Here is a 21931-nt window from a genome sequence, read left to right as displayed (position 1 = left end):
CGAAACGATCCGGCCACATCGCCTACCCCAACCCACCCGACAACCTTGAGCCCGACAACCACGAGACCGGACGCCACGAGGACACGAAGCCACCGTTCTAGAAGGTCAGCGCTGGCGGCGCAACAACTGTCCGGTCGACAACTCCGAGCCCGCGATCCACGACCGTCGCACCACACCCGATAGGCCCAGTCGATCGTAAGCAGTCACCGGGTTACGGTGGTACAACTGCGCAACGTCGACGCTGAACTCCTCCTCGGGTGCGAACACCACAAGGTCTGCAGCGCAACCGATTTCGATGCGTCCACGATCTGCCATACCCACCTGATCAGCCGTGTTCGTGGCCATCCACCGCACGATGTCGGTCAGCGCGAACCCACGGGCACGCGCCTCAGTCCACACCGCTGCAAGTGACACCTGCAGCGACGCAATCCCACCCCACGCATCGCCGAAGTCTCCGGTGTCGAACCGCTTCAGGTCGGGCGTACAGGGGGAGTGATCGGTGACAATGGTGTCGATCGTGCCGTCGGACAGACCCTGCCACAACAACTCACGGTTACCGGCCTCGCGGATCGGCGGGCAGCACTTGAACTGAGTCGCCCCGGCCGGAACAGCCTCGGCGTCGAAACACAGATAGTGCGGACAGGTTTCGACCGTCACCCGAACACCGTCCCGCTTGGCCGCCGCAATCATCGGCAACGCATCCGCGCTCGACAGGTGCAGAATGTGCACCCGACACCCCGTCCGCCGAGACAGCTCGATCACCTGCTCGATGGCCCGGTTCTCGGCCGCACGCGGACGCGATTCCAGAAATCCCGAGTACTCGCGGCCCGACGCGGACGGTGCCTCGGCGATCACCTCTGCGTTCTCCGCATGGACGATCATCAGCCCGTCGAACGATGCGATCTCGATCAGAGCCTTCTCGAGCTCCGGAATCGTCAGCGGCGGAAATTCGTCCACGCCCGACGCCAGCAGGAAGCACTTGAAGCCGAATACGCCTGCATCGTGCAGTGGCCGCAGCTGATCGACGTTCCCCGGCACGGCACCGCCCCAGAACCCGACGTTCACGACCGACTGATCCGCTGCCACCCGCCGCTTGATTTCCAGAGCTGCTACGTCGACAGTCGGCGGAATGCTGTTGAGCGGCATATCGACAATGGTCGTGATGCCACCCGCCGCGGCAGCCCGGGTGGCGCTCGCGAACCCTTCCCATTCGGTGCGCCCCGGCTCGTTGACGTGAACATGCGTGTCCACCAAACCCGGCAGCAACACCTCGTCCGAGCCGAGCTCGACCACGATGCCGGAGAGCACCGAAGCACCAGCATCATAGGAGTCGATCGCCACGATCCGGCCGTCCACCACCGAGACCGAAGCGGCGACCTCCCGTCCGCCGATCACCGCTCGCGAAGCGCGGACAACGAGATCCGCCGAATCAGACTGCACTGGAGGCACTCTGAAGCTCGGACGACTTCCACGCAACATCTGCCGCATCGAGAGCCTCGGCGTCGAGTTCACCGAACAATCTCAATCGGGACAGTCCGCCGTCGGGGTACACGTCCAATCGCAGGTGCGTGTACGCGTCGAACTCGTTCAGCAGGAAGCGATGACGCGTATCCGGCTGAACGGCGGTGCGGGGCAGAATCTCGCTCCATGCCGTCGGGTCCGTGATGTGTCGACGACGAGAATCGATGGCGCTGAGTCGAATCCACCCCGGCGCGTTTCCGACGTAGTAGCTGGTGTCGACCTCCACGTGCCGCGGAACACCGGGTGAAGCGAGGGCGAAGACTGCGAAGTCGTTGCCGCCGTTGCGTCGTCGCGAGTTTTCCCAACCTTCACCCATGTTGCGTGCCCGCCCGGGCAGGATGATGTTGGCCGGGGAGGAGTAGAACGCGTCGGAGCAGTCGATCAGCCGAGCTCCGTTCTCGGCGGCCAGCAGATCGACGGTGCCGGCGAGGAACCGCGGATCCTGCACCACCTGGCCGTGCACACGGAACCGGGCAACGCCGCCGTCGGGGTAGATCGACAGACGCACATGCGTCCACCGGTGCCGATCGTCCACCGCATACATGTTCGCAGTGTCACCGGCTGCGGGGGACTTGTCGACGATGCTGTGCCATTCCGCATTCTGCACGTCCTCGATGGACGGGTAGCCCTCGATCGATGCAGCCTCGACGGAGACGAACGGCGGGTAGTTCCCAGTGAAGTGAGCGGTGTCGACCACGACTCCGTGCACGATGCCGGGGGCTCCAAGTCGCACGATCGCCCAGTCGTGACCGCCTTCGTCGCGGCGACGCCGAGTCTCCCAGCCGTCGTACACCTTTCCCTTGTGCCCGAAGTCCTCGGGATCGAACAGCGGAGCGTCCGGCTTGATCAAGTTCTCGCGCTGGGCGAACAGCTCGTCGTTCGCTGCGGAGACGCTGCCGCCGAGCGCCCGAGAAGCAAGGTCGGTCAGCGTGGTGAAATCGGTTCCGGTCATGAAGTTCCTTCCAAAATGTGTGTGGTGGCCAACGTTCGACCTACCTCGTGCAACAACCGAGCCGCGTCACGCATGGAGATCTGCGGGTCCGGCTCCAGGTCGGTCAGCGAATAGGACGCGGTGATACCGAAGGGGCGCAATCGATCCAAGCCGACGACGCTGCGTCCCGCCACGGTGATCACCGAGACCCCCGCCGCGCGCGCTGCATGAGCGACTCCGATCGGTGCCTTTCCGTGCAGGCTCTGCTCGTCCAGCGAACCCTCACCGGTGACGACAAGGTCGGCCGACGCCAGAGCGCTGCCGAAGTCGATCAGCTCGAGCACGGTGTCGATCCCCGGCTTGGCCGCAGCACCGAGTACAGCCATGGCACCGAAGGCGGTTCCGCCGGCCGCCCCGGTGCCGGCGAGACCGCTCATGTCGCGACCGATTGCGTTGCGTACCAAATGCGCCCACTGCCGCATCCCGTGTTCCAGATACAGCAACTCCTGCGGCCCGGCACCCTTCTGTGGGCCGTAGACAGCCGCGGCTCCGGTGACACCGAGCAACGGATTATCGACGTCACAAGCCAGCTCGAACACCGCATTCCGAGCCGACGGCATTAGACCGCTCAGGTCGAGGTGGACTGCACCCCGCAGCGGACCGCCGCCGAGCGCAACGTCGTTGCCGTCGGCATCGAGGATGCGGGCACCGAGCGCGCTGAGCATTCCGGCACCGCCGTCGGTGGATGCGCTGCCCCCGAGTCCGACGACGAGATGCCGCGCACCTCCCTCCAGAGCGTGCCCGATGACGGTACCGAGACCGAACGTACTGGCCCCCAGCGCATCCGGCTGTCCATTCGGCAGCAGCTCGAGCCCTACCGCCGAGGCCAACTCGACGACCGCAGTATCACCACGACGGGCATACGACGTATCGACCGGCTCACCGGTCGGCCCCGAGCAGGTCACTGCCACTCGATCCCACCCGGCGGTGACGGCAGCATCGACGGTGCCGTCACCGCCGTCGGCGACGGGTAGGCACACCGTTTCGAGCGACGAGTCGACCGAGAGCATCCCCTCGGCCACCGCCTGCGCGACCTCCGCTGCCGACAGCGAGCCCTTGAACTTGTCGGGAGCGAGCAGAATGCGCGTCATCTCTAGTCCAGCAGGAGCAGCGCAGTGGGGGCATCGGCCGATGTGTTGGCCAGCTCCTCGAACTCGCCGACGTTGTCGATTTCGGTGCCCATCGAGATGTTCGTGACCCGCTCGAGAATGATCTCCACCACGACGGGGACCTTGTGCTCGTTCGCCAACGTCCTGGCCCGCACCAACGTCTCGCCGATGAGGTCGGGCTCGGTGACTCGAAGCGCTTTGCAGCCCAGCCCTTCTGCCACCTGCACGTGGTCGACGCCGTAGCCCTTCGGGATACCGGGCTGAGCGTCCAAGGTCTCCTGGTGGTTGATGTTGTCGAATCCGAGCTGCACGCAGAAGTCCATGTCGAAGGCGCGCTGCGCCTGCCGGATCAGCCCGAGGTACGAGTTGTTCACCACCACGTGCACGTACGGCAGGTTGAACTGCGCACCGACGGCCAACTCCTCGATCATGAATTGGAAGTCGTAATCACCGGACAGTGCAACGACATTCGCCGACGGATCGGCAGCCACTGCTCCCAGTGCCGCGGGAATGGTCCAGCCCAGTGGGCCGGCCTGACCGCAGTTGATCCAGTTGCGGGGAGAGTAGACGTGCAGGAACTGCCCGCCCGCGATCTGCGAGAGTCCGATGGTGCTGATGTAGCGGGTGTCGCGGTCGAAGACCTTGTTCATCTCCTCGTACACGCGCTGCGGTTTGATCGGCACGTTGTCGAAGTGCGTGCGCCGATGCATCGTGCGCTTACGCGTCGCGCAGTCATCCACCCAGCCCGAGAGATCACGCAGCGTGCCTGCCGCACGACGCTCCTCGGCGACGGCGACGAACTGCTCGAGGGCCGCCTTGGCGTCGGAGATGATGCCGTAGTCGGGTGCGAAGACACGTCCGATCTGGGTCGGCTCGATGTCGACGTGGACGAACTTGCGTCCCTTGCGGTAGGTCTCCAGCCCGCCGGTATGCCGATTGGCCCAACGGTTTCCGATGCCGAGTACGAAGTCCGAGGCCAACATCGTTGCGTTGCCGTAGCGGTGGGCGGTCTGCAAGCCGACCATGCCTGCGGCGAGACGGTGATCGTCGGGGATGGTGCCCCAGCCCATCAGGGTCGGGATGACCGGAACGTCGAGAATCTCGGCGAGCTGCACGAGCAGGTCGGAGGCGTCGGCGTTGATGATGCCGCCGCCGGCCACGATCAACGGGCGCTCGGCAGCCAGGAGCATGTCGATGGCCTTCTCTGCCTGAGCGCGCGAGGCAACGGGCTTGTGCACGGGCAGCGACTGGTAGGTGTCGGGATCGAAGTCGATCTCGGCCAGCTGCACGTCGATGGGCAGATCGATCAGCACCGGGCCGGGCCGTCCTGAGCGCATCAGGTGGAACGCCTGCGCGAAGGCACCGGGAACCTGGGCCGGTTCGAGCACCGTCATCGCCATCTTGGTCACCGGTGCGGCGATCGACGCGATGTCGACGGCCTGGAAGTCTTCCTTGTGCAACCTCGCGACGGGGGCCTGTCCGGTGATGGCGAGGATCGGAATCGAGTCGGCCATGGCCGAATACAGCCCGGTGATCATGTCGGTTCCGGCCGGGCCGGAGGTTCCGATGCAGATGCCGATGTTGCCCGGAGCAGCCCGGGTGAATCCCTCGGCCATGTGCGAGGCACCTTCGACGTGGCGGGCCAGCACGTGGCGGATCCCCCCGTGGTTGCGCATCGCCGCGTAGAACGGGTTGATCGCGGCACCGGGCAAACCGAATGCCGTTGTTGCACCTTCGAGTTCGAGGATCTTCACTGCGGCATCGGCCGCGCGCATCTTGGCCATGTCAGTTGTCCTTGCTCGAGATCGCGGAGCCCGAGAGCCGAGCGACACCGCGGTACAGCGCCGAATGGTCGAGACCGCCATCGCCGTTGGCGCGGGCCGAGGCCATCAGCTGCGCCAACACGGCACCCATCGGAATCACGACGCCCGCCTCACGTGCAGCGGAGGTGACGATGCCCAGATCCTTGTGGTGCAGGTCGATGCGGAAGCCGGGCTCGAACGAGCGGTCCAGCATCTTCTGCGCCTTCTGATTGAGCACGGCCGAACCGGCGAGGCCTCCGCCGAGAACCTCGACCGACGCTGCCAGATCGACGCCGTAGGCCTCGAGGAACGCGATCGCCTCGGCCAGCACCTGAATGTTGCCGGCCACGATCAGCTGGTTGGCTGCCTTGACCGTCTGCCCGGAGCCACTGGGGCCCACATGAGCGACGGTCTTGCCCACGACGTCGAGAATCGGCTTGGCAGTGGCGAAGTCGTCCGCGCTGCCGCCGACCATGATCGACAGCGTCGCGTTCTCGGCACCGGCCTGGCCGCCGGAGACCGGAGCGTCGAGGATACGGAAGCCGCGCGAGATCGCGTCGGCAGCCAACGTGGCGGTGACGTCGGGACGGATGCTGGAGAAGTCGATGATCAGCGCGTCGCGTCGAGCATTGTCGAACACCCCGCCCTCACCGGCGAGAACCTCCTGCACATCCGGAGAATCGGGGACCATGATCGCGATGACGTCTGCGTCGTGAACGGCCTTGGCGATGGAATCGGCAGCAGTGCCGCCTGCCTCGACCAAAGGACCTGTGCGATCTGGGGTCAGGTTGTAGCCGACCACCTGATGGCCCGCCTTGGCGAGATGAACGGACATGGGGCTGCCCATGATTCCGAGGCCGATGAATGCAATGGTGCTCATGAAAAATCCCTACTTGGTAGTGGTGGCCAGTTCGAGCCACGCGAACGGATCCGGCTGGGTGGCTTTGTATTCGAGTCCGACGTAACCGTCGTAACCCCGTTCGGCGAGGCCGGCGAGTTGTCCGCCGAGGTCGAGTGAGCCGGTACCCGGTTCTCCGCGGCCCGGTGAGTCGGCGATCTGCACGTGCCCGATCAGATCGTGGTGGGCATCGAGCGCCGCGGGCACGTCGTCTCCGTTGACGGCGAGGTGGTACAGGTCGGCAAGCAGACGCAGGTTGTGTACGTCCTGTTCACGCGCGACGCGGAGGATGGTGGCGACGGCACCGGCAGCAGACTTGATCGGGTAGGCGGGCGCGCCGCTGACGGGTTCCACCAGCACGACGGCACCGATCCTCGCTGCGGCCTTCCCTGCTGCCGCCAGGTTCTCGATCGCGACCTCGTCCTGGTCGAGCGGGTCGACGCCGTCGATACGATTTCCGTAGAGGGCGTTGAACGCGGTGGTGCCGAGTTGTTCGCCGATGCCGACCGTGGCGTCGATGTTGTCGCGGAACGCCTGCTTCTGCGCTGGATCGGACAGAATCCCGCGATCGCCTGAGGGCATGTCGCCGGCGGCGAAGTTCAGTCCCGTCAGCTGCACCCCGGCATCACGGACCGAAGACACGAACGCGGTGACATCGGCGTTGGACGGCACCGGATTCGAGAACGGCCACCAGAATTCGACGGCATCGAAGCCGGCATCGCGGGCTCGCTGCGGTCGATCGAGCAACGGAACATCGGTGAAGAGAATGGAACAGTTGACGGTGTAGTGGAGCCGAGAGTCAGCGAAAGTGTTCATGCACGGTGCCTTTCAGTTCTGAGGTTGCGGTAGTCCGCGGTAGCGACGCCAACTGCCGGCATAGGTGATGTCGGTCAACTCGTCCGGTTGCGCATCGAGCACCCCTGGCCGCAGGCCGACGCCCAGGACCGACCGCCCGTCCTCGAGCGCCACCACGGTGAGCTCGAGCTCCGGCGGTTCGTCCGGCAGGAAGGCCGTCCGGATGTCGTCGAGCGGAATGTCGTACAGCTCGCCTTCGATGGCCGCACCGGCAGTGTGATCGAGCAACAGCGCCGGGAATTCGTCCCGTACCGAGAAGAAGCGGTAATTCGGGGTGGTGCGCACCGTCCCCACGAACGGGTGGGACGAGACGTTGTGGTGCAGGCTGCCGCCACGCATCGCACCACCGTTGCAGAAAAGCTCCGTCATGAAGTCGTTCCTCTCGGGCTCGAAGGGCAGGACTAAAAGTCCGTATGGTGGAATATGTATTCCGGTCGATGGACCGAGTGTGGCGTGCACCACGTGGATCTGTCAAGACCCGAGTGCACGGTCCGCGCGACCGCAGTGTCCAATACCGCAGTGCAGCAACGCCGAACGGATCGACGTGGATGCCTCGAGATCGACCCTTGACACTGCATGTGATCGGTGTCACGCTCATTTGGTGGAATCAACATTTCGTATTGCGGAATCGGATACGGTCGCTGACTTGAACACGGCCTCCGAGGCCGACGCGGCACGCACACTCTCGCTGTGCCTCGACGTGCCCCGCTGGGTTCGGGAAGTTCTGAACGCCCGGCCGTTCACCGACGTGCAGGCCCTGCGCCACGCCATCCATCGCGCTGCCACACCATTGACAGCCGATGAGGTTCACCGCACACTCGCCGTACATCCGCGCATCGGCGAGACACCCGACGGAGACGACGCAAGCGCTCGGCACGCGAGTAACGAGCAATCCGGCGTCGACGTCTCGGATGAGGGCGTCGAACAGCGGCTGAGAGCAGGAAATCTGGCCTACGAGAACCGGTTCGGGCAGGTGTTTCTGATCAGGGCCGCCGGCCGGGATGCCCACGCAGTTCTCGACGCTCTGCACAGCAGGCTCGGCAACGACCCCGCGACTGAGGCCGTCGTCGTCGAGCACGAACTGCGGGAGATAGCCGAGATTCGTGCAACAGGAAGCCTCGGCGATGTCTGACCCGAGAAGCCATGTGACCGCTCACGTGCTCGACGCGGCGAGAGGCGTTCCTGCGCAGGGTGTCTCGGTAGTCCTCGCCGATCATCACGGTATCCACGTTGCCGACGCCGTCACCGATGAGCAGGGCCGGGTCGGGACGCTCGGCCCCGCCGAACTGGAACCGGGTACCTACCGACTCACCTTCGCCACCGGTGCGTACTTCGCGGCCCAGCACACCGAGTGCTTTCACCCCGAGGTCGTCGTCACCTTCGAGATCACCGCACCCGACCAGCACTACCACATCCCACTTCTGTTGAGCCCATTCGCTTTCACCACCTATCGAGGGAGCTAGAACCCATGACCATCGTGCTCGGAGCAAACCAGTACGGCAAAGCCGAATGCAGACTCGTCCGCATCGACCGCGAGACTCCTCGCCACCGCATCACCGACGTCAGTGTCACCTCGCAGCTGCGCGGCGACCTCGAGGCCGTCCACACCGAGGGCGACAACGCCCACGTCGTCGCGACCGACACCCAGAAGAACACCGTGTACGCCTTCGCACGGGACGGCATCGGCGCGATCGAGAGTTTCGCACTTCGTCTCGGGAAACACTTCACCGGCAACTTCGACTGGATCACCGGTGGACGCTGGGAGATCGAGCAGTATCAGTGGTCGCGGATCGCGAACGGTGAGGACGGACGCGACCACTCGTTCGTCAAGGCCGGCGACGAGAAGCGGAACACGATCGTCACGATCGACGGAGAAGACATCTCCATCGTCTCGGGCATCAGCGACCTCGTCGTGCTCAATTCGACGGCGTCGGAGTTCTGGGGTTACCCGAAGGACCGGTACACCACACTGAAGGAGACCACGGACCGCATCCTGGCCACGTCGGTCAGCGCCCGCTGGCGGTACCTCACCACCGAGCTGGACTTCGACAAGACCTTCGACGACGTCCGTTCCATCATGCTCGACGCCTTCGCGTCCACTCACTCTCTTGCGTTGCAGCAGAGCTTGTTCCAGATGGGTAAGCAGGTTCTCGAAGCCCACCCGGAGATCGGCGAGATCAAGTTCTCGATGCCCAACATCCATCACTTCCTCGTCGACCTCGAGCCCTTCGGACTCGACAACCCCGGTGAGGTCTTCTACGTCGCGGATCGCCCCTACGGTCTGATCGAGGCCACGGTGGAACGCGACGATGCCCCGGACGCGGGCCGCGCCTGGGATACCGTGCCCGGATTCTGCTAGGAGCGAGGCAACATGAAGCTGACGAAGCGCAAGCCGAACAACAACCGTGCGCCGCATGACCCCGCCCGTCCCGAGGACGAGCGTTTGTCGATCGGCAGGTCGTATGTCTATGGATTGCAGCACATCCTGACGATGTACGGCGGAGTCATCGCACCGCCCCTGATCGTGGGCGGCGCAGCGGGACTGACCGGAACCGAGATCGCGCTGCTGGTCTCGGCCGCGTTGTTCGTCAGCGGAGCGGCCACCTTGCTGCAAACCCTGGGAGTGCCTTATTTCGGGGCGAAGTTGCCGCTGGTGCAGGGTATTTCGTTCGCGTCGGTGTCGACGATGGTGGCCATCGCGAGCGGGCCGGGTGGCTTGAACTCGGTGTTCGGTGCCATCATCGCTGCCGGTGCCATCGGGATCCTCATCACCCCGTTCTTCAGCAAGATCGTGCGATTCTTCCCACCGGTGGTGACCGGCACGATCATCACCGTCATCGGTATATCGCTACTGCCCGTTGCGGTTCGGTGGGCGATGGGCGGTGATCAGCAGGCCGCCGACTGGGGCTCGATGTCCAACATCGGGCTTGCGGCCTTCAGCCTCGTGGTGGTGCTGCTGGTGAGCAGGCTGGTGCAGGGCACTCTCTCGCGCTTGTCGATCCTGATCGGCATCATCGTCGGCACGCTGTTCGCCGTTCTCGTCGGCAAGGCCGATTTCTCCGGAGTGGGCGACGGTGCCATCTTCAGCCTCCCCGAGCCGTTCGCGTTCGGAGCCCCGACCTTCCAGATCGCGGCGATCCTGTCGATGGTGGTGGTCATTCTCGTCATCATGACCGAGACCACCGCGGACATCCTGGCCGTGGGCGAGATCGTCGGCACCGATGTCGATGCTCGACGCGTCGGCGACGGACTGCGAGCGGACATGGTCGCCACCACCATCGCTCCCGTGTTCGGCACCTTCCCGGCCAGTGCGTTCGCCCAGAACGTCGGTCTCGTGGCCGTCACCGGAATCAAGAGTCGTTACGTCGTCGCGGCCGGCGGCTCGGTACTGCTGTTCCTCGGGCTCTTCCCCGTCCTCGGACTGGTGGTCGCCTCGGTGCCGCTGCCGGTACTCGGCGGTGCGGGCATCGTGCTGTTCGGCTCGGTGGCAGCCAGCGGCATCCGGACGCTGTCCAAGGTGGAATTCGAGGGCAACCTGAACCTCGTCATCGTGGCGGTGGCCATCGGCTTCGGCGTCATCCCCATCGCGGTGCCGGGCTTCTACGCGGCATTCCCGGACTGGGTCCACGTGGTGCTCGACTCCGGCATCAGCGCCGCGAGCATCGTCGCCGTCGTGCTGAACATCCTGTTCAACGTCATCACCATGGGTCAGAAACCCTCGCCCTCGGTGGTCACCGCTGCACCGCCGGTGGCGACGCGGCATCACCAGTAGTGTTCTATCGAGATCGGTAGAAGCTACGAGCATGCGAGGTGGGACTGTGGCGGCAGGTGGCGGGGTGCAGTCCGTGGAGCGTGCGTTCGAGTTGCTCGACATCATGGCTGCCTCGGGCGGATCCATCGGGATCAGCGAACTGGCCGAGGGTACCGATCTGCCGATGCCGACGGTGCACCGACTGATCGGAACCCTCGTCTCGCTCGGCTACGTCCGCCGGCTGCCGTCCCGCCGATACGCACTGGGCACCAAGCTCATTCGGCTGGGCGACAGCGCCTCGAAGTTGATCGGCGGATGGGCCAAGCCGTATCTGGCGGAACTGGTCCGGATCACGCACGAGACGTCGAACATGGCGTTTCTCGAGGACGACATGGCGGTGTACGTCGCGCAAGTCCCGTCCGAACACGCGATGCGGATGTTCAACGAGGTGGGTCAGCGCGTGTTGCCGCATTCCACCGGCGTCGGCAAGGCGCTGCTCTCGCAGTTGGACGACGACGCTGTCCGTGCGATCGTCGGCCGCCTCGGCATGGCTCCCCGCACCGTCAACACCATCACCACGCTCGACGCGTTGCTCGAGGACCTCGTGGTGATCCGCGAACGCGGCTATGCCATCGACGACGGCGAGCAGGAAGTGGGCGTCCGCTGCTTCGCCGTACCGGTACTCGGTGCCCCGACCCTCACTGCGATGTCGATCGCCGGACCGACTGCGCGCGTCACCCTCGAATCGGCCGAGCAGTTCGTGCCCCTGCTGATCTCGGCCGCCGAGCGACTGGCGAAAGACCTCGCGAGCAACAACCCAGCACCTTGATGTTGCAGCGCCCTAATCCCGCAACACTTTCGCATCACGCGCGAAGGACTGCACTTCCTCCGTCAACCACACGTGCGCCGGAACAGCGCCACCGAGAAGCTCCCGAGCCAGAGACGGCGAATCCCCGATCGGCACATCGCTGCCCGCAATGATGATGTTGCCGTAGCGCCTGCCCTTGAGCATCGCCGGATCCGCGACGATCGCGAGGTGCGGAAAGACACTGCGAAGAGTCGACGCCTCCTGCTTCGCGAGCGACAGATCCCGGCGGTCACCGCAATTGATGACGTACATGCCGCCGGGCGAGAGGACGCGTCGAACATGCTCGGTGAACTCGGCCGTGAGCAGCGGCTCCGGAGTTGTTGCTCCCGCGAACACATCTCGCACGATGAGGTCGCGACTGTTCTCGCTGAGCGTCTCGGTGACCGCCCGAGCTTCGCCGACGCGGATGCGCAGCAGCGGTGCTCGTGGCAGGTCGAACCATTCGCGCACCAGCTCTGAAAGCTTGCCGTCGAGCTCCACCACCACCTGACGCGCCCCGGGATATTCCGCGGTGAACGAGCGCGCCAGGGTGCACGCCCCGCCCCCGAGGTGCAGCGCCCGCAGCGGAAAGCTCGAATCCCACTGCGCACGAACGAGGCCCGAGATCCAGCGCATGTACTCGAACTCGAGCACCGTGGGGTCGTTCATGTCGATGTGCGAACTCGGGACGTCGTTGACGTTGACGACCCACCCGTCGTCCGAGAACGCGTCACGGACCAATTCACATGTGCCCGAATCGATTTGGAACACTCCGGGTTTCAGGGAGCCGGCCGGTGCCGATGCCCGCTTCCTACCCACGTTGGCCCTCGAGTCTGAAGTCCTCGAAATCGAATCCCGGGGTGACGGTGCAGCTGACCAGGCTCGGTTCGTTGCCCACCGGCCGAGCGCGCTGCCACACGGACGGCGGCACGATTTGCTGCGGAGATTCCGGCCCGACCAGCAGCGAAGTCACTTCACCCGGCTCGGTCCCTGAGCCGCCGAGATCGAGCTGCACCGGACTACCCCGGTGGTACAGCCACATCTCGGTGCCGCGGACGGTATGCCACGCCGGCTGCTGACCGGGCATGAGCAGGAACAGGATTGCCGTGCCTGCGGCGCGCGGGCCGGGATAACCGTCGGGCAGAGATGTCTGTGGAATCGTGACCTCGCTGCGCCAGGTCTCCCGGAACCAACCACCCTCGGGGTGGGGTGCGAGGTCGAGGGCCTGAGCCCAGTCGGGCAGCGACGTCATGTACGCAACCCTAGTCAGTCGAAACCTGAACCCGGAACCTGTCGCGTTCGGTGTGCAGGCTCCACAGCTGCTCGGCGAGTGCCTCGGGGCTCTTCTTCGGATCCTTGCCGTCGATGGCGCCACCGATGATCAACTGCGACACCTGGATTCCTTCGCCCGCCAACTCCTCGTTGAGCAGCTGCGCGTATGCGGCCTGGCCTGCGAACGCGATGGAGGTGCCGGTGACCGTACGCCCGGGCTTCACCGCAGAGCCGCCGTTGACGAACAGAATCGTGCCCTTGTTCTCGCCGAGGAACCGCATGCCCGGCAACACCTGATGGACGGCGGCGATCGGTCCGTAGATGGAGAACTCGACCGGCCCGACCATGTCGGCCGGGGTGGTCTCGAGCACGGGCCGCATGAAGTCCTTCTGCGGCAGCGGGCTGTACTGCAGCACCTCGATGGGTCCGAGTGTTTCGGTGACCTGCTCCAAGGCTGCGGCGATCGAGGCCGGATCGCGCACATCGGCGACGAAGCCCTTCGCGGACACGCCGTCGGCGACCAGCTGATCGGCGAGTGCGTCGACGCGGGACTGATTACGAGAGATGAGGCCGACCGAGAAGCCCTGCGCGCCGAACTTGCGCGCGACTGCTGCTCCGAGACCTGCACCTGCTCCGACTATTGCTATCGATGTCATGTCGAATGCAAGGACCGAGGCTCGAAGACTATTCCGACGACCGTCTCGAGCAGGGCCTCCGCAGTCCGATGCAACGCGGTGACATCCCCGGTCCAGCCGAGTACCCGCAGAGCGGCCTCGGCGATTCCGGCCGCGTCCGCCGTCGCGTCCCGGCGGCCGTTCTCCCGATCGGCTCGCGCGTTCACCACGGTCTCCACCAGGCGAAACGGTAGGTCCTCGGTACCCGGCCTGCGCTCGGAATCGAGCTGGACCAACGTGTCCGACGCAATGTCCGCATACAAGCTCATCAGCGTGTACCGATGGTCGCGGAAGGTCTCGAAGCGCTCGCTGCGCAGTTCGGGCAGTAGATAGAGCGCGCCGAGATTCCAGGTGGACGCACCGAGCTGTCCGGCGTCGAAGTAGGCCAGCGCGTACATCTGGGTCGCCGCCTCGGCTCCCGACTGCCGAATGCGCAGCGCGACGGCCAGCGGCGCATCGACCGTGCCGCTGAGCAGCGCGTCGAGTATGTCGTCCTTGGTGGCGAAGTGGTGATAGAGCGAGGCCTGACGCAAACCGACGGCGTCGGCTATGACGCGGGTGGAGGTATTTGTGAATCCGCGAGTGGTGAAGAGCTCGGCCGAGGCGTCGAGAATTTCCTCGCGAGCGGTGTCGCCCGGCCGCTTCTTCGTGCTCAGCCTTGGCCTGCCTGCTCCGGTCATGACTGCATCTTGTCAGGTCGACGTGACGGTGAGATTTCTGTCATCTGATCGAAATAGACGAAACGAGGTTGTTTCACGACGGACACCGCCAGGGAACGGCGGTGCCGAAAACTATCAACTGACAGAAACCCGCCTCGGCGATGCAGCGGGCGGTCACTCACCACCCACCTCGCCCGTAGGAGACTTCCATGAGCTCGACAACACTGCCGGCCCCGGGCTCGGGTTCGGAACCCTCGCCCACCACCGACCATTCCGATCTGGCTTCCCTCGGCTACGACCAGCAGCTGCACCGCAGCCTCGGCAAGTACGCGTCCTTCGCCGCCGGCTTCTCGTTCGTCTCGATTCTCACCACCATCTTCCAGCTCTTCGGACTCGGCTTCAGCTTCGGTGGCCCGGCCTTCTTCCTCACCTGGCCGCTCGTGTTTCTCGGGCAGTTCATGGTGGCCCTGAACTTCGCCGAACTCGCTGCCCGCTATCCCATCTCGGGCGCGATCTACCACTGGTCCAGGCGTATGGGCGGTGAGCTGGTCGGGTGGTTCGCCGGCTGGTTCATGATCATCGCGCAGATCGTCACCGCCTCCGCCGCCGCGATCGCACTGCAGGTCGTTCTCCCCAGCATCTGGGGCGGCTTCCAGCTGATCGGCGAGGACACCGCGCTCACCTCGCCGAGCGGAGCCGCGAATGCCGTTGTGCTGGGCTCGATTCTGCTGGTGCTCACCACCACGATCAACTGCATCGGCGTGAACTGGATGTCGCGCATCAACAGCATCGGCGTCACCTGCGAGATCGTCGGCGTCATCGCGCTGGTGCTGGTGTTCTTCACGCACGCCGAGCGCGGACCACAGGTGGTGTTCGATACCGGAAGTGCCGGAGCCGATCCCGGCTACATCGGTGCCTGGATCGTCTCGGGCCTGATGGCGGCCTACGTCATGGTCGGCTTCGGCTCGGCAGGCGAACTCGCCGAGGAAACCCGCAATCCCCGACGCGTCGCGCCGCGCACCATCCGTCTGGCCCTCTCCGCATCGGCACTGGGCGGTGGCCTGATGATCGTCGGCGCACTGATGGCCGCACCGAGCCTCACCGACGGTCAGCTCGCAACCCAGGGGCTTCCGTACGTCATCGACTCGATCCTCACCTCACCGTGGGGCAAGGTCCTGCTGGTCGACGTCGCCATCGCGGTGTTCATCTGCACCCTCGCCATCCAGACCGCGGCATCGCGGCTGATGTTCTCCATGGCCCGCGACGGACGCCTGCCCGCCTCGACGGCTCTCGCGAAGGTCAACTCGCGCACCGGAACTCCCATCGCACCCTCGGTCCTGATCGGTCTGGCCTGCGTGGCGATCCTGGCCGTCAACGTCGGCAACTCCGCGATCTTCACCACGCTCTCCAGCGTCTGCATCGTGCTGATCTACCTCGCGTACATGATGGTCACCGTCCCGCTGCTGATCCAGCGACTCAAGGGCTGGCCGCACGGCGGCGTGCAACACGACTCCGACGGCCAGAAGCTCTTCACCCTCGGACGCCTCGGCCTGCCGGTCAACATCGCCGCAGTTCTCTACGGCGGCCTGATGGTGGTCAACCTGTCGTGGCCGCGGGCCGAGATCTTCGACCCCACCGGCGAATTCCCACTGCTGCGCTGGGCCGCACCCCTGACCGTCCTAGCCGTGATCGTCGTAGGTATCGCCTGCCTACCCCGCGGCAAAGCCCACCCCAAGCCCGTCACGATCGGAGCCTGAACCAGTATGAGCACGGCAACTGCAACCACCCACTCCGCCAAGGAACACGCACGCTCCCAGGCGACGGTCGCACCGGCACCCACTGCACCGGAGGGCATCTCGGAGCTCACTTGGGCAGAATCGGTCCCCGGCGGCAGCTACACCACCAAGGTCCTCGCTCGCGGAACCCGGCTACGCCTCGTCGACGTCGACGGTGATGCCTGCGCCAATCTGCTGCTCTACCGCGCCGACGCCCCGTGGGAGCGACTCAACACCGCCGACACCGTCAAGGTGCCGTGGCAGGCGTATCTGAGTGCCGGCCATCCTCTGCTCTCGGATCAGGGGCGCGTGCTGGCGACCATCGTCGACGACACCTCCGGCCACCACGACGCCCTGTGCGGCACCACCTCCACCGCTACCAACACCGCGAAATACGGAGTCAGCGGACCACATTCGTCCGCTCCCGCAGGCCGCGAACTGTTCACCCTGGCCGCGGCGAAGCACGGACTGGAACCACGCGACGTCGCACCGTCCCTGTCGTTCTTCCACGGCGTGAGAGTCGACGCCGACGGGGCTCTTGTCGGCACCGGCTCGGCGGGAGCGGGGAAGTCGGTGGACCTGCTGATCCACCTGCCGGTGATCGTGTTGCTGGCCAACACCGCTCACCCGCTCGACCCGAGGTCCGAGTTCCCTACGACGGCCCTCGACGTGCTGGCGTGGCGAGCACCCGAGGAACTACTCACCCTCGACAACACCGAACCGGAATACCAGCGCGCAGTACAGAACACCGAGAACGCATGGAAGGCAGCGCAATGACCGCCAGCACCCTCGAGACCACGATCGTTCGTGACGAGATCGCCCCCGCATTCGGCCCGTGGTCCGCCGTCGTCGAAGCCGGTGACGTACTGACGATCGTCGATCTGTACGGCAATCAAGCCGTCGACACCCTGATGTACGGCGCGCACGATCACTCGATCCGTTACTCCGCCCCCGCCACCGTCACCGCTCAGCAGAACCTGTTCCTGACCACCGGAACCGTTCTGCGCAGCGATGATTCGACTCCGATCATGACGATCGTCGACGACGAGGTCGGCAACCACGACACCGTCGGAGGTGCGTGCTCCAAGGAATCGAACACCCTGCGCTACGGCCACCACACTCAGCATCAGCACGCGTGCGTCGAGAACTTCCTCATCGAGGGATCCAAGTGGGGACTCGGCAAACGGGACCTGGTGCCCAACATCAACTTCTTCATGAACGTCCCCGTCGACGCCGACGGCACGCTCGGCATCGTCGACGGTCTGTCGGCTCCCGGCAAGAAGCTCTCCTTGCGTGCCGAGATCGACACGCTGGTACTGGTGTCCAACTGCCCCCAGATCAACAACCCCTGCAACGGATTCGACCCCACCGCGGTGCGGATGATCGTGACGCGAGAGCCGGGCGGTCGAGCATGAACGCGACCAAGATGACCGTCCAGCGACCCGGCATGATCACCACCGTGCAGGACTGGCCGGGTCGCATCGGGTACTGGAAGGTGGGCGTACCGCCGTCGGGGCCGATGGACGACCTGTCGTTCCGGCTCGGCAACGTCGCGCTCGGCAACCCCGAGGGTGCCCCGGGCCTCGAATCCACCATGGCCGGGCCGGCATTGACGTTCGACGCCGACACCTACGTCTGCGTCACCGGCGCAGCGGTACCGGTTCGCATCGACGGCCGATCGGCCGCGCAGTGGAAGCCGGTGCTGGTTCCCGCCGGCGCCACCCTCGATGTCGGCACCACCACCGGGCACGGGCTACGGGTCTACGTTCTGATCCAGGGCAGCCTCGAGGTCGACGACTATCTCGGCAGCGCAGCAACGTTCACTCTCGGTAAGTTCGGTGGACATCGCGGCGGCACCCTCGGTGAGGGCGACGTCATCGGCCTGGCCGGACGCTCGGACAACTCCGAGATTCTCGGTCCGATACCGATGGAACACCTGCCGGTGCTGACGTCGAACTGGGACATCGCCGTCACCGAGGGCCCCCACGGCGCACCGGAGTTCTTCACCCGCGAGGACATCGACACCCTCTACGCCACCCGCTACGAGGTGCACTTCAACTCCGATCGCACCGGGGTCCGGCTCATCGGGCCGAAGCCGCAGTGGGCTAGGACCGACGGCGGCGAAGCCGGACTGCACCCGTCCAACATTCACGACAACGCCTACAGCGTCGGCGCACTGGACTTCACCGGCGACACCCCGATCCTGCTCGGACCGGACGGCCCGAGTCTGGGCGGATTCGTCTGCCCCGTCACCGTTATCGCCGCCGAGCGGTGGAAGCTCGGCCAGCTCCGCCCCGGGGACACCATCCGCTTCGTACCGGTGCGAGCCGCGGCCACCGCGCCGTTGGGATCACTCGGACTCGCTCGGCGCGCTTCTCTGCCTGCAGTGTTCTCCGCAGGCGGCGACGGGGACGACGGCGTCCTCGCTCGACGCGACGCCGATACGTGCGTCACCTACCGGCGCTCGGGAGACGACAACGTCCTCGTCGAGTACGGCGACATGAAACTCGACCTGGCCCTGCGTGCCCGAGTCCACGCCCTGCACCAGCGCGTCGAGGCACTCGCCCCGCGCGGGTTGGTGGACCTGACCCCGGGCATCCGCTCGTTGCAGGTGAAGGTGAATCCCGATGTGCTGTCCATCGACTCGTTGATGGGTCTGCTGTCCGAGGTGGAGGACGATCTTCCCGCGGCCTCGGAGCTCGTGGTTCCCAGCCGCCAGGTTCGGCTTCCGCTCTCGTGGGACGACCCCTCGACCCGCGAGGCGATCCAGCGGTACATGCACGGTGTGCGCGCCGACGCTCCATGGTGCCCCTGGAACATCGAGTTCATTCGGCGCATGAACGGACTCGACTCGGTGGCAGACGTGTTCGACACCGTCTTCGCCGCCGACTACATGGTGCTCGGACTCGGCGACGTGTATCTGGGCGCTCCGGTGGCGACACCACTCGATCCGCGACACCGCCTGGTGACGACGAAGTACAACCCGGCGCGAACCTGGACGCCGGAGAACGCCGTCGGCATCGGTGGGGCATACCTGTGCATCTACGGCATGGAGGGTCCCGGCGGATACCAGTTCGTGGGTCGCACCACACAGGTGTGGAACCACAGCGCCGCCTACAGTGACGGCCCGTTCGAGGAGGGCACCCCGTGGTTGCTCCGGTTCTTCGACCGAATCTCCTGGTACTCGGTCGAACCCGAGGAACTGATGGATCTGCGCGCCGATCTGGCGGCCGGCCGCGGCGGCGGCGTGGACATCACCGACGGTGAATTCTCGCTGGCCGAGCACGAGAACTTCCTGGAGACCAACGCGGACTCCATCGCCGAGTTCCGCGCGACGCAAGCCGTTGCCTTCGGTGCCGAGCGCGATGCGTGGTCGGCAGCAGGCGAATTCGATACGACGAAGGGCAAGACCGATGCAGCCTGAGGTGCGAGAGCGAGTTCTGCAGGCCTACAAGCGGATCGCCGAGGTGGATCGGCCCGAGGTCTGGATCACCCTGCGTGACGAGAACGACGTGCTGGCCGAGGCAGTCGCCCTCGAGGAGGCGCTCGCGGCCGGTGCGGAGCTACCGCTCGCGGGCACACTGGTCGCGGTCAAGGACAACATCGACGTGGCCGGTCTGCCCACCACCGCGGCCTGCCCCGAGTTCGCCTACACCCCTTCGGCATCTGCTGTCGCCATCGAACGACTGACCAGCCAGGGCGCACTGATACTGGGCAAGACCAACCTCGACCAGTTCGCCACCGGATTGGTCGGCACTCGCAGCCCCTACGGCGCGGTGCGGTGTGCCTGGGATCCCACGCTGGTCTCGGGAGGCTCGAGTTCCGGGTCCGCCGTCGCGGTGGCACTGGGCATCGCGGACATCGGAATCGGAACCGACACAGCAGGATCGGGTCGAGTACCCGCAGCCTTCCACGGAATCGTGGGCATCAAGACCTCACTGGGTATCGTGCCGAACACCGGTGTCGTTCCCGCCTGCGCCGACTACGACTGCGTCACCGTCCTCGCCCGTGATCTCGACAGTGCCACTGCGGCCATGAAAGTCATGACCGGCCCGACTGCCACCGATTCCCGCAGCCGGGCCTGGCCCGCCGACGTCGGACTGGCCGCATCCCCGCAGCCCCGTGTGGCCGTCCCACGAGGTGAGGATCTGACGTCGCTCAGCCCGGCGTACCGTCGAGCATTCGAGGAGACGGTCGCCGGCCTGGCCGACAAGGGAATGTCCTACGCCGAGGTCGACATCTCGGCGCTGCTCGACGCGGCGACACTGCTGTACGACGGAGCGATTGTGGCGCAGCGCTATTCGGCCGTGGGGGAGTTCCTCGACACCGCGCCTGCCGGTGCCGATCCCACGGTGGCCGCGATCGTCCGCTCGGCCGCAGGGCCGTCCGCGCACCGATACGTGGATGATCTCGACACCCTTGCGCGAACGAAGACAGCAGCCCGCACATTCCTCAGCGAGTTCGACGGCCTGCTGTTACCCACCACCACCGAACATCCCACTATTGCAGCGGTGCAGTCGGATCCGATGAGCATCAACCGGCGACTGGGTACGTTCACCAACTTCTGCAACCTGCTCGACATGGCCGCAGTCGCCGTTCCCGGAGCTCCGACGGCGGACGGCACTCCGTTCGGAGTCATGGTCGTCGTACCCGCGTTCGAGGATCAGATCGCAATCGACCTGGCGGCACAGTTGAGCGGAATCGAGTCACCGTCGTTGATCGACGACGGCATCGAGGTACTGGCCGTCGGCGCACATCTGCGCGGTTTTCCGGTGCATCACCAGTTGACCGATCGCGGTGCGCGATTCAGCGGCGAGGTGACGACCACGGCGGACTACCGGCTGGTGGATCTGCACACCACCCCGCCCAAGCCCGGCCTGATACGGCGGGCAGGCGACGGCGCTCCCATCTCCGGAGAGCTCTATCGCATGTCCGCTGCGGCGCTCGGGACCTTCCTCGCGGGGTTGCCCGCGCCGATGGGTCTGGGTCCGGTCGAATTGTCCGACGGTCGCTGGGTCACCGGATTCTGCTGTGCGCACGACGCGGCCGAGGCGGGAACCGACATCACCGAATTCGGCGGCTGGCGCGCGTACAGAGCTCACGCCGGGACCGGTTTGCCCCCGTCGGTCGCCACTCGTACCGCGAGCAGCCCGAGCACCGTGCCCATGACGTAGCGCTGCACCCGCAGCCACGTCGGGCGAACGGCGAGGAACCGCGCGATCGATCCGGCGAGCACCACGATCGCCAGGTTGACCGCTACGGCCACGGCGATCTGCACCCCGCCGAGCGTGAATCCCTGCAGCAGAATGTGTCCCGCTGCAGGGTCGACGAATTGCGGGATGACCGAGATGTACATGATCGCGATCTTCGGATTCAGCAGGTTGGTCACCAAGCCCGTCGTGAACAGCCGGCGGTTCGAATCCTGTTGCAGCTCGGTCGGTTCGAATGCCGACACCGTCCCGCGCACGGCCTGCACCGCCAACCAGGCGAGGTAGGCCGCGCCGGCGAGCTTGACCGCCGTGTACAGGGCGGGCACGGCCGTGAACACCGCGGCCAGGCCGAGATTGGTGGCCGTCAGATAGATCAGGAATCCGATCGCGACGCCGGCCAGCGATACGAATCCCGCCCGTCGGCCCTGCGAAATACTGCGCGAGACAAGGTAGATCATGTTCGGCCCCGGCGTCAGAACCAACGCGAGAGCCACTGCGAACACACCGAGAACTGCGGAGTACGAGACCATGCGGTCAAGACTTCACGTCTACCGGCCTGCAGGAGAA

22 protein-coding genes are annotated in these 21931 nt (G+C 65.5%); 10 read left to right on the top strand and 12 right to left on the bottom strand.

Annotated features, from left to right (window positions below):
- Positions 1 to 105 precede the first annotated feature (105 nt).
- The 7 genes from allB to QM590_RS20235 are packed head-to-tail and all read right to left on the bottom strand — an operon-like array spanning position 106 to position 7545.
- A complete protein-coding gene (allB, locus tag QM590_RS20265) occupies positions 106 to 1479 on the bottom strand; it encodes an allantoinase AllB (protein ID WP_394855282.1) in 1374 nt (457 codons plus the stop codon).
- Positions 1430 to 2473: an allantoicase gene (gene alc, locus QM590_RS20260; RefSeq protein WP_269596138.1), complete on the bottom strand. Its 1044-nt coding sequence runs from the start codon at positions 2471 to 2473 to the stop codon at positions 1430 to 1432. The genes allB and alc overlap by 50 nt, the downstream gene beginning before the upstream one ends.
- Positions 2470 to 3603: a glycerate kinase gene (locus tag QM590_RS20255; protein ID WP_269596139.1), complete on the bottom strand. Its 1134-nt coding sequence runs from the start codon at positions 3601 to 3603 to the stop codon at positions 2470 to 2472. The genes alc and QM590_RS20255 overlap by 4 nt, the downstream gene beginning before the upstream one ends.
- A gap of 2 nt (positions 3604 to 3605) precedes the next feature.
- On the bottom strand, positions 3606 to 5405 hold the full coding sequence (gene gcl / locus QM590_RS20250; protein ID WP_149406803.1) for a glyoxylate carboligase: 1800 nt from the start codon (positions 5403 to 5405) through the stop codon (positions 3606 to 3608).
- Position 5406: 1 nt separating this feature from the next.
- Positions 5407 to 6303, bottom strand: coding sequence for a 2-hydroxy-3-oxopropionate reductase (locus tag QM590_RS20245; RefSeq protein WP_149406802.1), 897 nt, complete (start codon positions 6301 to 6303; stop codon positions 5407 to 5409).
- A 9-nt stretch (positions 6304 to 6312) separates the two neighbouring features.
- The gene (locus QM590_RS20240) at positions 6313 to 7137 is read right to left on the bottom strand and encodes a hydroxypyruvate isomerase family protein (RefSeq protein ID WP_269596140.1); all 825 of its coding nucleotides are present in this window, start codon (positions 7135 to 7137) and stop codon (positions 6313 to 6315) included.
- Positions 7138 to 7149: 12 nt separating this feature from the next.
- Positions 7150 to 7545 carry an allophanate hydrolase-related protein gene (locus QM590_RS20235; protein ID WP_032385160.1) on the bottom strand — a complete coding sequence of 132 codons (396 nt, stop codon included), beginning with the start codon at positions 7543 to 7545 and terminating at the stop codon, positions 7150 to 7152.
- Here QM590_RS20235 and uraD point away from each other — a divergent pair.
- Genes uraD through QM590_RS20210 form a run of 5 tightly spaced genes read left to right on the top strand, consistent with a single transcriptional unit; the run spans position 7544 to position 11756 of the window.
- Positions 7544 to 8308, top strand: coding sequence for a 2-oxo-4-hydroxy-4-carboxy-5-ureidoimidazoline decarboxylase (uraD, locus tag QM590_RS20230; protein ID WP_149406800.1), 765 nt, complete (start codon positions 7544 to 7546; stop codon positions 8306 to 8308). The two genes, QM590_RS20235 and uraD, sit on opposite strands and share 2 nt — an antisense overlap.
- Positions 8301 to 8639: a hydroxyisourate hydrolase gene (gene uraH / locus QM590_RS20225; RefSeq protein WP_149406799.1), complete on the top strand. Its 339-nt coding sequence runs from the start codon at positions 8301 to 8303 to the stop codon at positions 8637 to 8639. The genes uraD and uraH overlap by 8 nt, the downstream gene beginning before the upstream one ends.
- A 5-nt stretch (positions 8640 to 8644) precedes the next feature.
- Positions 8645 to 9535 (top strand): factor-independent urate hydroxylase, encoded by an 891-nt coding sequence (gene pucL / locus QM590_RS20220; protein WP_149406798.1) that lies wholly within the window; start codon positions 8645 to 8647, stop codon positions 9533 to 9535.
- A 12-nt stretch (positions 9536 to 9547) separates the two neighbouring features.
- Entirely contained in the window at positions 9548 to 10948 is a 1401-nt protein-coding gene (locus tag QM590_RS20215) for a nucleobase:cation symporter-2 family protein (RefSeq protein ID WP_149406797.1), read from the top strand.
- A 31-nt stretch (positions 10949 to 10979) separates the two neighbouring features.
- Entirely contained in the window at positions 10980 to 11756 is a 777-nt protein-coding gene (locus tag QM590_RS20210) for an IclR family transcriptional regulator (RefSeq protein WP_411741348.1), read from the top strand.
- 12 nt (positions 11757 to 11768) lie between these two features.
- On the opposite strand, the gene QM590_RS20205 is transcribed toward QM590_RS20210, so the two are convergent.
- From QM590_RS20205 to QM590_RS20190, 4 genes are read right to left on the bottom strand one after another with little or no spacing between them, the layout of a single operon-like run.
- On the bottom strand, positions 11769 to 12593 hold the full coding sequence (locus QM590_RS20205) for a spermidine synthase (protein ID WP_149406796.1): 825 nt from the start codon (positions 12591 to 12593) through the stop codon (positions 11769 to 11771).
- Positions 12586 to 13026, bottom strand: a complete 441-nt coding sequence (locus tag QM590_RS20200; RefSeq protein WP_269596143.1) for a cupin domain-containing protein — start codon at positions 13024 to 13026, stop codon at positions 12586 to 12588. Before QM590_RS20200 ends, QM590_RS20205 begins: the two co-directional genes overlap by 8 nt.
- A 10-nt stretch (positions 13027 to 13036) precedes the next feature.
- Positions 13037 to 13702, bottom strand: a complete 666-nt coding sequence (locus QM590_RS20195) for an SDR family NAD(P)-dependent oxidoreductase (protein WP_149406794.1) — start codon at positions 13700 to 13702, stop codon at positions 13037 to 13039.
- Positions 13699 to 14400: a TetR/AcrR family transcriptional regulator gene (locus tag QM590_RS20190; protein ID WP_149406793.1), complete on the bottom strand. Its 702-nt coding sequence runs from the start codon at positions 14398 to 14400 to the stop codon at positions 13699 to 13701. The genes QM590_RS20195 and QM590_RS20190 overlap by 4 nt, the downstream gene beginning before the upstream one ends.
- A gap of 188 nt (positions 14401 to 14588) precedes the next feature.
- Between QM590_RS20190 and QM590_RS20185 the strand changes: the two genes are divergently transcribed.
- The 5 genes from QM590_RS20185 to atzF are packed head-to-tail and all read left to right on the top strand — an operon-like array spanning position 14589 to position 21328.
- Positions 14589 to 16136, top strand: coding sequence for an amino acid permease (locus tag QM590_RS20185; RefSeq protein WP_068049473.1), 1548 nt, complete (start codon positions 14589 to 14591; stop codon positions 16134 to 16136).
- A gap of 6 nt (positions 16137 to 16142) precedes the next feature.
- The gene (locus QM590_RS20180) at positions 16143 to 16931 is read left to right on the top strand and encodes an urea amidolyase associated protein UAAP1 (RefSeq protein WP_149406792.1); all 789 of its coding nucleotides are present in this window, start codon (positions 16143 to 16145) and stop codon (positions 16929 to 16931) included.
- Positions 16928 to 17569, top strand: a complete 642-nt coding sequence (locus QM590_RS20175) for an urea amidolyase associated protein UAAP2 (protein WP_149406791.1) — start codon at positions 16928 to 16930, stop codon at positions 17567 to 17569. Before QM590_RS20180 ends, QM590_RS20175 begins: the two co-directional genes overlap by 4 nt.
- Complete coding sequence (locus QM590_RS20170) at positions 17566 to 19578, top strand: 5-oxoprolinase/urea amidolyase family protein (RefSeq protein WP_121871507.1); 2013 nt, start codon at positions 17566 to 17568, stop codon at positions 19576 to 19578. The genes QM590_RS20175 and QM590_RS20170 overlap by 4 nt, the downstream gene beginning before the upstream one ends.
- Positions 19568 to 21328, top strand: coding sequence for an allophanate hydrolase (atzF, locus tag QM590_RS20165; protein WP_259468088.1), 1761 nt, complete (start codon positions 19568 to 19570; stop codon positions 21326 to 21328). The genes QM590_RS20170 and atzF overlap by 11 nt, the downstream gene beginning before the upstream one ends.
- On the opposite strand, the gene QM590_RS20160 is transcribed toward atzF, so the two are convergent.
- Positions 21253 to 21894, bottom strand: coding sequence for a LysE family translocator (locus tag QM590_RS20160; RefSeq protein ID WP_121871509.1), 642 nt, complete (start codon positions 21892 to 21894; stop codon positions 21253 to 21255). The two genes, atzF and QM590_RS20160, sit on opposite strands and share 76 nt — an antisense overlap.
- Positions 21895 to 21931 lie beyond the last annotated feature (37 nt).

This window comes from Rhodococcus sp. IEGM 1372, assembly GCF_030056835.1.
Classification (GTDB): Bacteria; Actinomycetota; Actinomycetes; order Mycobacteriales; family Mycobacteriaceae; genus Rhodococcoides.
The sequence above is the reverse complement of the archived record's forward strand: the minus strand, read 5'-3'. Positions and strand labels throughout refer to the sequence as shown.